Source organism: Schaedlerella sp., from assembly GCF_056796775.1.
In genome coordinates this window covers 22,925-36,619 of record NZ_JBQIKP010000010.1, presented here as the reverse complement: position 1 = coordinate 36,619, position 13,695 = coordinate 22,925, and the positions used below count along the sequence as shown (strand labels likewise).

The window sequence follows — 13,695 nt, the reverse complement described above, 5'->3', positions numbered from 1 at the left end:
GGCGATGCAGATATATACTTTTCGGAATACTTTTTTCAAATATTATAAATTACCCGCCACACTGTTGTCATCCACGGTACCTTGCCTGTGTTATAATTTTTGAAATATACTCCCATCGGACTCAATACAAGGAGAAAATGATCATGAAAAAAATCTTAGATGATGTAAGACGGGACGCGATCAAGAAATTAAAGGCGGCGAATACGGAGGATCTCCATTTATTGACTGACACAGCCGTCTACATATATTCACTTGTGAAAACAAGGGATTTATATGGACTTTCCGCCATGGAACAGGCTGTGAAGGATTCCCCGTCAGAATTTTTCAGATCCGTCTGCACATTTATTTCGGATCCATATGATTTAGACGATGCCATCGAACTTGTCACGAATGAATATTGGAGCCGTGATCTCCAGGGTGTCCAGGCTATGACCGCATATATCTATATTCGGACAGCTCTTTACATTTCTGACCCTGAGCACCTGCTTTCGGCTGGATTTAGATATCTCCTTCAGTCCCTGCTTCCTCCGGGCAGCCTTCGCCGGGAATTTGAGGAACTGACAGAAAGGACATATCAGGAAATGGAATCCCGCCATGAGAAAGAAATATCAGAAAGCTTTTCCCATATCATCTGGCCGTTATTCCAGGATGAGGAAATGTTGGAGAACATCCACGCTCTGGAATCGGTGCTTGGCAGACTGCCGGACCGGGATGTACAGAGACTCCTCCGGGATATGGATATGAACACCGTTTCCGCCTGTATCTGTGCTCTCGGCGAAGATGTACGGGACAGGGTGATACGAAACCTGAGCAGACGCAGCGGTACAACAGCCAAAGAAACTGCCGTACAATTGCATCCCATAAGCAAAAAGACCGCATCCCAGAGCATTTCCAACATGTTACTCGTTCTCGGACGGCTGGAGGCCTCCGGGGAAATCAGAATACTTTGACAACTCAAGGAGGAAGGTAAAATGACTTTAGAAGAAAAGGTTTTGGAAGGACTGGATAAAGGCTGGAAGTTAGAATACTTAAAAGAAAAAATCTCAGAGGGAATTACAGAAGAGAGAGTACGAGACGGTATATTAAATGATGTAAGGCAGGATGCCTTTAAAAAATTAAAGTCTGCCTGCGATGCGGATGCCAGCTTTCTCATCGATGCGGCATTGTATATCTTAGCGCTTGCACAGACGGCGAGGAGGCATGGGCTTCTGTGTCTGGATATTCTGATAGAGGATTTGCCTGAACCTCTGCGGATTCCCATCCAGATGGTGGCAGACTGCTATCCATATGGGGAAATCGTTGAAATAGCGACAAACGACTATTGGAGCAGGGGTCCGCAGGGAATACAGGCGATGGTCTCCTATATTTATATTTGCGGAGCACTTTATATCAGAAAGGGATATTCGCCAGATGCTTTAAAGGATGCGCTGGAAACCCTGTTTCCTTTAAACTGGCGGCAGGAATACCGGGAAAGATGTGAAAAAATGGAGCTTACGAAAATCCTTCCGAAATATGAATCAATCTGACCAAATACACGGTAGGAAAAAATATACTGCACGCCAGATAAATGGGCCGTGAGTATCATATATAGGAGGAACGCAAAATGTCCACAAATGTAAAAATCTATCAGGGCAGCCAGATTGGCGGATGTGTAACGGTCATAACATATACCCCGGAGATATCCGATAATCCTGCTCTGCGCGAACCGGAAACACAGGCTCCGCCAAAGCGCATGCAGGCCCCCCGGGCAATCCGCCTCATGATCGATTACGGTCAGTCCCTTCCCGGCTCGGATATCACGGAAGATTTCAAATACGACTGGGAACATGAACCCGTAGACGGCGTTTTCTTTACCCACTACCATGGGGATCATATCGGCCGTTTCGCAGAAATCCCTTCTGGTATAAAGCTGTATATGGGAGCCGTAACACGCAAGGTTCTGATCAATATCTATACATATTTGGAAAAATCCCGGGATTCCGACACAAAAAACAGGGCAAAAAAAGCGCTGTCCATCCTCCGTGATAACGACCGGATTGTTGAAGTTACAATGAAGCACCCCATCGTACTCCCTCTCCCCGGTGAAAACGGAAGGACCGATGCACAAAGCGCAGTCACGGTCACAGGGTACACCATCGACCATTCCGCCTATGACGCCTTTATGTACCGGGTCGAGACACCGGAGCAGACCATTCTGCACACCGGAGATTTCCGGGGGCATGGTTACCGCGGGGAAAAGATCATCCCTATGATCAATACATATGTCCGCCGGTCAGGAAACAAGGATGTAGATATCCTCATCACGGAGGGTACTATGATGAACCGCGGTTCGGAAAAAATCATCACAGAAGCTGATCTGCAGAAAGAAGCGGCAGAATATTTCAAAGACCATAAGTATGTGTTCCTGATCTGCTCTTCTACAAACCTGGATTCCCTTGCTTCCTTTTATGCTGCCGCGCAAAATACAAAGCCCTATGGAATGCGGATGTACACTTACAGTGAATATGTCATCCGGCAGCTAAATACATTTACCGAAGCGGCCGGAAAATATACTGGCCTCTATCGATTTGAATACGTTTACCCGCTGGATCTGGAAAAAAGTCTCTCTCATAAGAAATGGGATACGTGCAGAAAGCAGAAAGAACTTATGAGAGAATATGGATTTCTGGCAGTCATCAAGCCGGAGGATTTCTGTGAGAAGTATATTGACGAGTTCCTCGATCTAAAGCCTGCCATCATCTATTCCCTATGGGACGGCTATCTGGATCCCCGGCACAAAGCTTACAAGGCGGGCTGGGATTCCTTCCTGAAACGGCAGAAGGCAAAAGGCATAGAGGTCAAACATCTTCATACCAGCGGCCATGCCGATGCGGAAATGATTGCCAGAATGATCGAAGCCGTAGATCCAAAAGAGGCCATTTATCCCATACATACGGAAAATGCGGCTGGCTTTTATGATCTTTCCATCAGTGATGCATTAAAAAAGAAAATACGGACTTGTCCCGATTGAGCAAATACGTTTTCCAATGTCTCTGAACAGCTTTGTGGAGAATGCACTTCGGAATTCTGTTGTTATTTCATAGCCGGAGGCCGAGAAAAAAATCCCCTGACTTCGCATATAAAGCAATCAGGGGATCGTGCCGTCTGTTTATCTGTCTCTGATGGTTTGTGTTTATTCTACTTTTTCAAAAGCCGGAATAGAAATCACCTTTCCGCCAGACGTTCGATCAGTTTTTTGATCACGTCCATATACAGATCCATAATTCGTCCCATATATAAAATAGCTGCTGAATTTTTATAGTGGTGGGCAGCATCATCAGGTCGTTCCGCATATATTCTTTTAAGCTTTTCCTCGACAATGCGCGTCATGTTATACTGTGCGGCAGATTTATCCGCGCTCAGTATATATTTACAGCTCCTCCGGATCCAGTTCTCCGTCGTTGATCAGCTGTGCTGCCGGGCCTCCCCTGTTGATTTAGAGCATCCAACCGTACAGGTGGAAAGAATTTAAAAAGTATACCGGTATGACCCCTACGGAATACATGAAACTATAATATGGTTTCTAATATCTTCTGCAACTATTTCTAGTTGCTATTTTACTTTATACCAAGTATAATAGAGATAAAGAGGAGGATAATCTATGGGAAGAAAAGAAAAGCTAATACAGCGGCTCAAGTCAAAACCGAAAGATTTTACTTTTGATGATGCGGAATCTCTGCTGAATTGTCTCGATTATATCCGCTCTAATAAAGGAAAAACGAGTGGTTCCCGTGTAATTTTTTCCAATGAAAAACATGGAGATATCTTACTCCATAAACCGCATCCGCAAAAAGAATTGAAAGCTTACCAGATAAAACAATTATTAGAAATTTTGGAACAGGAGGGTCTCATATGAATAATACATTTGAATATAGAGGTTATATTGGAACTATTGAGTTTTCGGAAGAAGATGCTCTTTTTTTCGGGAAAGTCATGGGGATCCGTTCCCTGATTTCCTATGAAGGCAAAAATGCCAACGAGCTTATTTCTGATTTTCACAGTGCAGTTGATGATTATCTCTCGGTCTGTGAGGCGGAAGGCAGGGAGCCAGAGAAAGCCTATAAAGGCAGCTTCAATATCCGAATCTCCCCGGAACTCCATAAGCAGCTGGTCGTTTGCGCCACTTCCCGCCAAATGTCTCTGAACAGCTTTGTGGAGAATGCACTTCGGAAATCCGTTGTTATTTCATAGTCAGTGTACTGCTGAAAGGAACAGACAAGTACCCCTGTGACCGCATCTGACAGCAGTCCAGGGGCATCCGCCTTTTGTTTATTCTACTTTTTCAAAAGCCGGAATAGAAATCACCTTTCCGTCCCGCATTGCCGACTCATGGGCGCAGATCCCGGTGCCGGTCCAGTAGGCTCCCATGATATCGTCCATGATCGGTGTTCTTTCTTCCAGGATGGAGCGGACGAACTCATGGACCAGATGGGGATGGGAACCGCCGTGGCCGCCCCCCTGGGTAAATGACAGATGCGTGTTTTCATTATTGTAGACCGTATTCTGAGTGAACATCGCGATCTCCTTCGGCAGAAGGTGGGCATAGTCCGGAATCTGGATCCGCTCCTCTCTGATCTCGCCGCCCCGGCTGGATTCCTCGTTTTCATCGGTCAGGATATCCACCTTCTCCAGAGCGCCTGTCCTGGTGTAGAGAACCGGGTCCTCATCTGCCAGCTGCTGCCACTCAAAGCTCTTATTCTCCCCGTAGATCCGGAAACATTCGGAATAACTCCGGGCCACGCCGTAGAGGAAGCGTTCCATTTCGATCGTCACATCGCTGTCCTTCAGCGAGATAAATGCCGCTTCAAACGCATACGGACATCCGTACTGCTCTTCCAGTTCTTTTCTGACTTTGCCTGAGCCCCTTGCGTATACCCGGTCCGGCAGATGTCCCGCCAGCATCAGGCAGGGCGCAACCGCATGGGTGGGATGCATGAGCGGCGGAAAGCCCTTCCAGTATTCCGGCCAGCCCTCCATATCCTGATAATGGGCGCAGGTCATATACTGGAGCCTTCCAAGCTCCCCTTTCTCATAGAGCTCCTTCATATAAAGAAATTCTCTCTGAAAGATCGTGGTTTCCATAAACATATAATTTTTTCCGGACTGCTTCCGGGCATGGATCACATCATTCAGCTCCTGGATGCTCATTCCCATGGGAATGGTGCAGCCGCAGTGCTTGCCCGCATTCAATACACGGACAGAAAAAGGAGCGTGGGTCGCCGGCGGCGTCACCAGATGCACCGCGTCGATCTCGGGATTGTCCAGCGCCTCCTGCAGATCCGTATGGCACCGTTCCTCCGGGATGCTGTAGCGTTCCCTTGCGATGCGCAGCAGTTTTTCATTCTGGTCCACCAGATATACCTTGTCCACATCCGGATGTTTGCAGTAAATCGCGGCAAACTCCAGACCGAAGCTCAGTCCTACCAGGGCTACATTCAATTTTTTCATACGTTGATTCCTCCATTTTAAAATTGGTGTAACTGTTCAGAACAATTACAAAAATTGTAGAGCATACCATGCCAAACAGGAATAAAAAAAATTTATAGGATTTGCGCCTTTTATCAGAAAAAGATTCCGCAGTCTCGTCGAAAATGAACATATTTTATATAAATCCGGAAGAACAGTTAAAAATAGTAGAAGTGGGGGCAGTAAAAAAATACCGCACCTATTTTTTTGGTATTTTCCAGAAAACTGAAAAAATATCTTTATTCTAATCAAACCCCCGGTGTGGTTTAATACAGATATAAGAAACAGCCGGCAAAACTTAAAGAAAAATGAAAGGGACGGATACAACATATGAAAAAGAAACAAATGACCGCTATCTTATTGGCCGCGTCTATGGTACTCGGAGCAACTGCCTGCGGAGGTTCCGGTGGTACGAAGAACACAAACGAAAACACGGAGCAGGATCAAGCTCAGGAGCAGCAGAAATCCGGTTCCGACGCCACAGAGCTCACTCTTCTCATGGGAAACGACTGGGTAGATGAATCCACTGAGCTCGGTGCGGAATTTACGAAGGTGATCCGGCAGTATGAGGAAGCTCATCCGGAAATCAAGATCACCCTGCAGGGCGCTTCGCAACAGGATATCAAGGAATCCTTCCAGACTGCGGCGCTGGCCGGAGGCGGTGCGGATATCGTAACCATGGATAATTCCGGGCACGCCATCGACCTGGCTGCAATGGGACTGCTCTATCCATTAAGCGAGCTGACCTCCGCCGAGGAATTGATCAGCCAATATCAGGAAGGGCCTTTAAATTCCGGAAAATTCCAGGGTGAATATCATTCGGTTCCCTGGTACATGGACTGCTGCGGATTTTATTATAATGCGGAACGCTTAAAAGAGCTGGATCTGGAGGTTCCCGGCACCTGGGAAGAGCTGGCCGATACATTGAAGGTGGTAAAGGATGCCGGTTACGGCGGGATCATTACTTATCAAAGCGCCTATGCATTTTATTCCTTCTTTTATCAGAACGAATGTCCGGTCATTGACACCAACGGCGAGGTTCCGGAGGTTGTGATAGACAATGAAGCCGGAAAAGAGGCATGGGATTTTATCTGCGATATCATCGAAAACGGCGGGCTTGTAGAATCCTTCAAGGAAGCTACAACCTGGGATAAAGTATATGAGAGCTTTGCCAACGGAGAGGCAACCTTCCTTCTGGGCGGCGACTGGTGTGCTCCTGGAATCGACAAGATCAATCCGGATCTGGATTACGGCATCACCACTATGGTGGAAGGCAAAACACAGGCAACCGTACTGGGCGGATGGACCTGGAATATCAATACCAATTGCAAAAATCCGGAGGCTGCTTACGACCTGATCAGCTACCTGAATTCCGAATCCGGGGATTCCATCCTGGCTGTAGAAGGAAAGATTTCCGCGCGAAAAGATTTCGACTATGCAAAGGCACTGGAAGGAAAAGAACGTCTCCAGGTATTTACAGATGAATTTCCATATACCTGCGCCCGTCCTGCTGTCATCAATGAAAAAGTGATCGATGAGCTAATCACAAACGCGATCCTGGAAGTAGACTATGGAAAAGCAAGCGCGGATGAAGCGCTGGCTTCCCTGACGGCAAAGCTGCAGGAAAATATTCAGACCAATTACCAGTAGTCTGATCGATCAGAAAATGAATACGGCAGGCTCCGCCTAAACGGTGAATCTGTCTGCGGTCTGTATATCCACCCGCTCAATCATCACATGGATTGAATGGGTGGATATAAATACCTTTACAGGAGAGGAATCTATGAATAAAAAAAGGATTAAAAAAAGTCTGGATCTGAAAAAGAACTGGCCCGGATATGTGCTGCTCGCGCCGGCGGTGATCGCCGTATTTACGCTTTCCATCTATCCGTTGTTCCGCGGGATCTATCTCAGCTTTGTCCATTATAACCTGGTCAGGCCAAACGACGCCATTTTCAATACCTTTGCCGGACTTGACAATTATAAAAATATTTTTTCCAACAAAATTTTTCTGCAGTCCATCGGAAATACTGTAAAATGGACCATCGTAAATCTGGTCATCCAGCTGTTGGCCGCCATGCTGCTGGCGCTGGCGCTGAATCAGAAGCTCAAAGGACGTTCCCTGTACCGAACCCTGATCCTGGTTCCCTGGGCCGTTCCCCATGCTATTGCAGCGATGACCTTTACTTTTTTATTTAACGCAAACGTGGGGATCATCAATATCCTGGCCGTCAAGCTGGGGATGATCACGGAGTCCGTCTCCTGGCTGGGAAATATGGATTCCGCATTCTGGTGCGTGATCCTGGTCGCGATCTGGAAGGGGATCCCGTTTCAGATGATCTTTATCCTGGCCGCACTGCAGGGGATCTCCAATGACATCTATGAGAGCGCCGAGATCGACGGAGCCAGCCGCTGGCAGAGCTTCTGGACGATCACGCTTCCCATCATCAAGGAGCCCCTGGCCATTGCCACGATCCTGAATCTCATCGGTATCGTTTCCTGCTTTAATACGATCTGGCTCATGACCGGAGGCGGACCGCTGTACAGTACGGAGATCCTGTATACCTTTGCCTACAGGGAAGCTTTTATCAACCATAATTTCGGCACTGCGGCGGCAACCTCTGTCATTTTGTTCATCGTGATGACAGGGTTTTCCTGGATCTACCTGCGCCTGGTGCGGGAAAAAGAATAGAAAGGGGTGGACGATTTGCTGCCAAAAAAACAAGGGGAAAGAGTCCGTCTTTCCATTTCCTATATTTTTATATGGATCATGGTTTTCCTTGCGGTCATGCCGTTTATCTATGTCGTACTGACCGCGCTGAAAAGCTCGGAACAGATTTATGATCCTGATCAGATCATTCCCACCTACATCACTCTGGAAAATTTCCGCCAGGTGCTGTTCCAGTCTAATTTTGTGCGGTATTTTATGAACAGTATCTTTATCACGGTTGTGACTACGGTGATCTGCATGGTCCTGTCCGTGATGGCCGCATACGGCCTGACCAGATATTACATCATCGGGTCGGAAAAACTTAAAATGGCTGTATTGATGACACGGATGTTTCCGGGAATCCTGCTTTGTATTCCATTTTATATCATCATGAAGCAGATGCAGCTCATCGACAGCTATGTGGGGCTGATCATGATGTACTGCTCCTTTACGCTTCCCTTCGCCATCTGGAATACCTGCGCGTTTTTCAATACGATCCCCTGGGAGCTGGAGGAAGCGGCCATGATCGACGGATGCGGCCGGCTGCGTTCCTTTTTCACCGTGATCGTCCATGTAGCGAAGCCGGGATTGTTCGTAACCGCGCTCTTCTGCTTTATGTCCTCCTGGGATGAATACATGTACGCGTCCATTTTCATCAATACCACATTGAAGAAAACGATCCAGGTGGGAATGCAGGACTTTGTCGGACAGTATTCCGTGGACTGGGGGCTGCTGATGTCGGCCGTGGTGATCAGCCTGATCCCACTTCTCCTCTTCTTTGCCCTGGTTCAGAAGAATCTGGTGGACGGTCTGTCCTCCGGAGCCGTGAAAGGATAACACAAATATGAAATAGACTGCCGTCCTGTGATGCGCAGTCTGTTTTCAATTGCTGGGCTTCCCTGAACCTGGCTGCTAATTTCACTGTTTTCACACGCTGATTTGTGTTAAACTATGGATATGTGTAGGAGGAAGTATGAGAACGAAAAAATTGCTGGAATTTCATAAAAAGGGAATACGGACGCAGCTGATCGTATATATCAGCATCTTTGTTGTGCTCCCCCTGTGTCTCGGCCTGATGGTCCTCAATATCTATCTGCAGAAGGTCATGAGTGACAGCAAGGTCCGCTTTGACAGCTCCTCATTGCTCCAGATCAAGAATAACGCGGATCAGATCATTGAGGTGATGAATTATTCCACCAGCATGATGATGGTCAACCGGGACGTTCTGGAAAGCCTCCGGCTGCTGGGCGAGTGCTCGGACAGCTATGAGCTTTACCGCGCAAGATCCGGCCTGTCGGGACGGATTGCGGATCTGGAGAGCTCCGTCTTAAATGCAGTGGACGGCAAGATCGCCATTTTGACCTCGGACGGCTATCTGATCAGCTCCTATCATTTAAGCAAGACCACTCTGGATTATGAGAAGGAATCCTGGTATGACACCATTCTGGAGAACGGGCGGAAGATCACGTTTCAGCCGGAACTGATCCGTGTTTTCCGGGCCATGTCCAATTATACGATCAAGGACCACCAGCACCTGTACATCGGAAGGAGTATCCAGGATTATTCCGGACGGTCCCTGGGGATCATCATGGTCCAGCTGTCCGCCTCCAAGATCTGGGGCAACTATACAGAAGCGCTGGCAAGCTCCGGCCAGGAAGCTTTTTATATCCTGGATAATGAATTTCACCGGCTGATTGATTATAATGGGAGGGATGCCAGCTTTTTGAACCGCCTGTCCCAAAAAGCCGCCGGCTGGAAGCTGGATCAGAAGCATGTGCTGAGGGGCATCATGGGCGGCACGGATTACTATATGGCTGTCCCACTGGAGCATTCCGGAAATATCCTGGTCTATTCCATCCCCGCCTCTAACTACAGGGAGGAACTTTCCGGGATCGCCTTCGGGATACTGGTTTTGATCGTACTGCTGGTTTTTCTGACGATCCTGACCATGTTCTATTTTTCCGGAAAATTATCCCGCCCGCTGATCCGTATGGTAGACCTGCTGGAACAGTCGGACAGCGGGATCTTAAGGCTCCGGGACGAGGAGGTTTCCTTTGGGGAAATGAATAAGCTGATCGCCAGCTATAACAAGGCCGGGGAGCGAATCGAAGAACTGATCCGGCGGGTCAAGCTGGAAAGCGAGCTGAAGGAAAAGGCGCATTATGAAATGCTGATGTCCCAGATCTCTCCGCATTTTATCTTCAATACGGTGCATTCCATTCAGATCATGGCGCAGAAGGAGCAGGACAGCCGGACCGAGCGGGCGCTGGAATCCCTGGGCGCCATCCTCCAGGCCGTCTATCAGAGCAAAAACGGCATGACTACTGTCGGCCAGGAGGCCATTCTTCTGCAGGCCTATGTGGATATCATGCAGATGCGGTTCGGGGATTCCTTCTATTTTTATAACACCATCCCCACCGAATTGTATTTGTATGAGATTCCGGCGTTTACCATGCAGCCCATCGTTGAAAATGCCATCCTCCATGGCGTTAAGGATATGAAGGCCGGACAGATCATCGTGTCTGCGGTGGAATATCCGGACAATTTTGTAATTTCTGTATTTGACAATGGAGAATCGGCAGATAAAGAAAAAATGAATCAGCTTTTGAAAGAGCCAAATAAGAATAAAAGTGCTTTTACAGGGATTGGGCTGTATAATGTAAATTCAAGGCTGAAAATGCTTTACGGCGAATCCTACGGACTGATCTTTAATGAAAAGTCCATGACTGGTTTTGAGATCTGGATCCGCATACCGAAAGGAAGGTCACATGTATAGTGTATTGATCATTGAAGATGAAATACTGTCCAGAATCGGCCTGCGCCAGCTGATCCCCTGGGAAAAATATGGCTTCGCCCTTCTACCCGACGCGGCGGATGGGGAAGAGGCGCTGAACAGGATCCGGGAGCACCGTCCGGATATCATCCTCCTGGACCTGAACATTCCTAAGATCGACGGGCTCCGGATCCTGCGGCATCTGAAAGACGAGAATACGGACTGCAGGGTCATCGTGATCAGCTGCAACGAGGAATTTGATATGGTAAAAGAGGCCATGAAGCTGGGCGCCTATGATTACCTGCGGAAGCTGAACCTTTCCTCCGAGGAACTGCTGGGGATCCTGAAAAAATGCCGGCAGGAGCTCCGCACAGGCAATGACCGGGATGAGAAGCTGTCCTCCTTTACATTCCATGAGATCCGCTATGATGAGATCCTGAATCCGAATGGAAAGGACCTTTTTCTGAACGTGGGAACTTACAGGACGGCTCTGTGCATCCTGCCTCCGGAAGAGATCCCGGACGTCTCCGCCTGCCGGACAGCCAGAGACGCAGAAAAACCGACTTCCGGAGATCCCGCTTATGCCGCGGCCGAAGCCGCGGAAAAATGGTCTGCGGAGCATTCCTTTTACGCTGCGGCAAACGCTTCAAAAAAATGGTTTGCGGAGCATTACACAGAGTATATGCAGATCATCAAAGGCCACCGGCTCTGCTGCTTCCTTTTTGAGCGGCATTTTTCCAGGGAATTCTTTTTGCAGCTTCATCAGGAATTGACAGACTATCTCCCTGGGAAGGTTTATTTCGGCATCCATGAATCGGTCATGGGAAATACGGAGGCCGTAAACCGCGCGATCGTATTGGCGGAGCAGATCTTGGTCATCCGTTATTACGATGAGGAACAAAAGCTTTGTTATTTTCCGGAAAAAATCGCACTCAAAGAACACAGTCCAAAAGGGACCCGGTTGCTGCTTGACAGTCTCAAGGAGGCTGTGGAGACATTTTCCGGGAAGGAATCGGAAGCTGTCATCCGCCAGATCCTGTCCACGATCCGGACGGACCCTTATATCCATATCAATGTGCTGCGGCGGATCTTCATGGATATGCTGGGAATCTATTCCATGACCGCACAGAAATTAAACGGGGCGATCGAAGAAATTCGGGTCCGGGGTAATAACTGCCACTATCAGAGGCTGATGATGATGGGCAGCCTGAATCTGATCGAAGGCTGGTTCCTGGAATTTCAGGATATTTTTTACAGACAGTTTTTTGTGGCATACAAATGCAGCCGGTCGGACCTGTTAAAAAGTATCTTCTCCTATATCGACAGCCATCTGACAACCCAGGTCCATCTGTCCGAGGCCGCAAAAGAGACCGGGGTGTCTAATGCGTATTTGAGTACAGTCTTTAAGAAGGAAATGGGGGTGAACTTTATAGAATATGTGAATCAGAGGAAGGTGGCGCTGGCGAAGCAGATGCTGGAGGAGGGGAAGCTGGTGTATGAAGTGTCTGATGTCCTGGGGTTTGAGAATTGCACGTATTTTTCCAAGGTGTTTAAGAAATATGAAGGAATCTCGCCGGATGGATATAAGAGAAAGGAGTAAAATCACGCAGGCCGCAGCCGCGCAGCTGGAAATGATTTACCATCAAATAAAGACTTTACTCTTATATTTCCTTTTGATACAATGAGATTATCAGAAGTCGTGTTTTCATATTATATGTTCCTGTTCCTAAGTTTCCGAAAGTGCTCATCCATAAGAGGGAGGTGATTTCATGCCGAATAATCTGGAAATTATAGAAAGATCTATCCACGATTTTCAGAGAGTGCAGCGACGTATGCTTTTAGCGAAGGAAGAAAATGCAGTAAAAACATACGCTGATCTGAAAGAAGAATATACTTCTTTAAAAGCATTGCTTGGTACTGCAGGTGTGAATCTGACAGAACTTGACAAAATAAAAGAATAACCGTACGATTAAAAAAAAGAGTTCCGTAATTAAAACAACGCGGCCCGTAATTTTGACCGCGTTGTTTTTCTGCTGTTCTTTTTATTCTGTTTTTTCCCTCTCCCTGACGGCATCTGCCCCTGCATACTTCTCCCTTATTGCATCCCAATGCAGAAAAATATCTTCATCCCGCGCAAGACCATTTTCCGCTTTCACCTTCTGCACAAACGAATATAGGGGCATCCCGCTGTTTTGAACCGCTTCCGCATATATTCTTTTAAGCTTTTCCACGGCAATTCAAACAAACGGTCAAAGTCTGCTATCAGCCCTGAAATCATTGCGTCGGAAAAATCATATGGATCCATATATCCGGTAATGGTTCTATATAAGCGTTTTAACTGCTCAAACTTTTTCATACAGGATCACCCCATCCCTCTGGATCTCATCGAGAAGATCGCGTGAAACCGCGCCTCCGTTCAGATCCACGATATCAAACATCAGCAGTGATTCGATCTCCTCCACAAAATCCAGAATATGATAATACTGCTTCGTATCCCCGGCATACAACGCCAGGTCAATATCGCTCCGTTCCCCGTTTGTACCTCTCGCGCGTGAGCCAAATAATATGATCTGGCTGAGATTTTGTCATTTTATCATTTATCCCGGATTCTGGCAAGTGTTCGTTTTGGCTTTTGGTTTGGCATCCCTCACTCCATTACTGTTCACACCCCGGCCGGGCAGATCAGGCTATACTAAAAATTCCGGAT

The 13,695-nt window shown here is 47.5% G+C and carries 14 protein-coding genes; 11 read left to right on the top strand and 3 right to left on the bottom strand.

Annotation, left to right across the window (positions count from 1 at the left end):
- The first annotated feature begins 143 nt into the window (after positions 1-143).
- From ACTOY7_RS07005 to ACTOY7_RS06985, 5 genes are all read left to right on the top strand, one after another.
- Positions 144-950, top strand: coding sequence for a FliG C-terminal domain-containing protein (locus ACTOY7_RS07005; RefSeq protein ID WP_482670949.1), 807 nt, complete (start codon positions 144-146; stop codon positions 948-950).
- A 21-nt stretch (positions 951-971) separates the two neighbouring features.
- The gene (locus ACTOY7_RS07000) at positions 972-1,526 is read left to right on the top strand and encodes a hypothetical protein (protein WP_160280521.1); all 555 of its coding nucleotides are present in this window, start codon (positions 972-974) and stop codon (positions 1,524-1,526) included.
- A 77-nt stretch (positions 1,527-1,603) separates the two neighbouring features.
- Positions 1,604-3,010 carry an MBL fold metallo-hydrolase gene (locus tag ACTOY7_RS06995; RefSeq protein WP_482670948.1) on the top strand — a complete coding sequence of 469 codons (1,407 nt, stop codon included), beginning with the start codon at positions 1,604-1,606 and terminating at the stop codon, positions 3,008-3,010.
- Positions 3,011-3,640: 630 nt separating this feature from the next.
- Entirely contained in the window at positions 3,641-3,895 is a 255-nt protein-coding gene (locus ACTOY7_RS06990) for a type II toxin-antitoxin system HicA family toxin (RefSeq protein WP_160280523.1), read from the top strand.
- Complete coding sequence (locus ACTOY7_RS06985; protein ID WP_482670947.1) at positions 3,892-4,230, top strand: type II toxin-antitoxin system HicB family antitoxin; 339 nt, start codon at positions 3,892-3,894, stop codon at positions 4,228-4,230. The genes ACTOY7_RS06990 and ACTOY7_RS06985 overlap by 4 nt, the downstream gene beginning before the upstream one ends.
- A gap of 78 nt (positions 4,231-4,308) precedes the next feature.
- Here the strand turns inward: ACTOY7_RS06985 and ACTOY7_RS06980 are convergent, their stop codons facing one another.
- Positions 4,309-5,487 carry a Gfo/Idh/MocA family protein gene (locus ACTOY7_RS06980; protein WP_300822648.1) on the bottom strand — a complete coding sequence of 393 codons (1,179 nt, stop codon included), beginning with the start codon at positions 5,485-5,487 and terminating at the stop codon, positions 4,309-4,311.
- A gap of 348 nt (positions 5,488-5,835) precedes the next feature.
- Here ACTOY7_RS06980 and ACTOY7_RS06975 point away from each other — a divergent pair, with 348 nt between their 5' ends.
- From ACTOY7_RS06975 to ACTOY7_RS06950, 6 genes are all read left to right on the top strand, one after another.
- Entirely contained in the window at positions 5,836-7,155 is a 1,320-nt protein-coding gene (locus tag ACTOY7_RS06975; protein WP_482670946.1) for a sugar ABC transporter substrate-binding protein, read from the top strand.
- Positions 7,156-7,288: 133 nt separating this feature from the next.
- Entirely contained in the window at positions 7,289-8,197 is a 909-nt protein-coding gene (locus ACTOY7_RS06970) for a carbohydrate ABC transporter permease (RefSeq protein WP_160280527.1), read from the top strand.
- A 15-nt stretch (positions 8,198-8,212) separates the two neighbouring features.
- On the top strand, positions 8,213-9,052 hold the full coding sequence (locus ACTOY7_RS06965; RefSeq protein WP_394683387.1) for a carbohydrate ABC transporter permease: 840 nt from the start codon (positions 8,213-8,215) through the stop codon (positions 9,050-9,052).
- A 136-nt stretch (positions 9,053-9,188) separates the two neighbouring features.
- A complete protein-coding gene (locus tag ACTOY7_RS06960) occupies positions 9,189-10,991 on the top strand; it encodes a sensor histidine kinase (RefSeq protein WP_482670945.1) in 1,803 nt (600 codons plus the stop codon).
- Positions 10,984-12,588 carry a response regulator gene (locus ACTOY7_RS06955; RefSeq protein WP_300886073.1) on the top strand — a complete coding sequence of 535 codons (1,605 nt, stop codon included), beginning with the start codon at positions 10,984-10,986 and terminating at the stop codon, positions 12,586-12,588. The genes ACTOY7_RS06960 and ACTOY7_RS06955 overlap by 8 nt, the downstream gene beginning before the upstream one ends.
- A 169-nt stretch (positions 12,589-12,757) precedes the next feature.
- A complete protein-coding gene (locus tag ACTOY7_RS06950) occupies positions 12,758-12,949 on the top strand; it encodes a hypothetical protein (RefSeq protein ID WP_160280531.1) in 192 nt (63 codons plus the stop codon).
- A 191-nt stretch (positions 12,950-13,140) separates the two neighbouring features.
- Here ACTOY7_RS06950 and ACTOY7_RS06945 read toward each other — a convergent pair whose 3' ends face one another.
- Both ACTOY7_RS06945 and ACTOY7_RS06940 read right to left on the bottom strand, forming a co-directional pair.
- Positions 13,141-13,344, bottom strand: coding sequence for a hypothetical protein (locus ACTOY7_RS06945; protein ID WP_300886072.1), 204 nt, complete (start codon positions 13,342-13,344; stop codon positions 13,141-13,143).
- Complete coding sequence (locus ACTOY7_RS06940) at positions 13,331-13,555, bottom strand: nucleotidyltransferase domain-containing protein (RefSeq protein WP_300886077.1); 225 nt, start codon at positions 13,553-13,555, stop codon at positions 13,331-13,333. Before ACTOY7_RS06940 ends, ACTOY7_RS06945 begins: the two co-directional genes overlap by 14 nt.
- Between the last annotated feature and the right edge of the window lie 140 nt (positions 13,556-13,695).

Excerpts from the sequence above, each read along its gene's own strand:
- ACTOY7_RS07005 (WP_482670949.1), top strand. The coding sequence starts at position 144 with ATGAAAAAAATCTTAGATGATGTAAGACGGGACGCGATCAAGAAATTA.
- ACTOY7_RS07000 (WP_160280521.1), top strand. The coding sequence starts at position 972 with ATGACTTTAGAAGAAAAGGTTTTGGAAGGACTGGATAAAGGCTGGAAG.
- ACTOY7_RS06995 (WP_482670948.1), top strand. The coding sequence starts at position 1,604 with ATGTCCACAAATGTAAAAATCTATCAGGGCAGCCAGATTGGCGGATGT.
- ACTOY7_RS06990 (WP_160280523.1), top strand. The coding sequence starts at position 3,641 with ATGGGAAGAAAAGAAAAGCTAATACAGCGGCTCAAGTCAAAACCGAAA.
- ACTOY7_RS06985 (WP_482670947.1), top strand. The coding sequence starts at position 3,892 with ATGAATAATACATTTGAATATAGAGGTTATATTGGAACTATTGAGTTT.
- ACTOY7_RS06980 (WP_300822648.1), bottom strand. The coding sequence starts at position 5,487 with ATGAAAAAATTGAATGTAGCCCTGGTAGGACTGAGCTTCGGTCTGGAG.
- ACTOY7_RS06975 (WP_482670946.1), top strand. The coding sequence starts at position 5,836 with ATGAAAAAGAAACAAATGACCGCTATCTTATTGGCCGCGTCTATGGTA.
- ACTOY7_RS06970 (WP_160280527.1), top strand. The coding sequence starts at position 7,289 with ATGAATAAAAAAAGGATTAAAAAAAGTCTGGATCTGAAAAAGAACTGG.
- ACTOY7_RS06960 (WP_482670945.1), top strand. The coding sequence starts at position 9,189 with ATGAGAACGAAAAAATTGCTGGAATTTCATAAAAAGGGAATACGGACG.
- ACTOY7_RS06955 (WP_300886073.1), top strand. The coding sequence starts at position 10,984 with ATGTATAGTGTATTGATCATTGAAGATGAAATACTGTCCAGAATCGGC.
- ACTOY7_RS06950 (WP_160280531.1), top strand. The coding sequence starts at position 12,758 with ATGCCGAATAATCTGGAAATTATAGAAAGATCTATCCACGATTTTCAG.
- ACTOY7_RS06945 (WP_300886072.1), bottom strand. The coding sequence starts at position 13,344 with ATGAAAAAGTTTGAGCAGTTAAAACGCTTATATAGAACCATTACCGGA.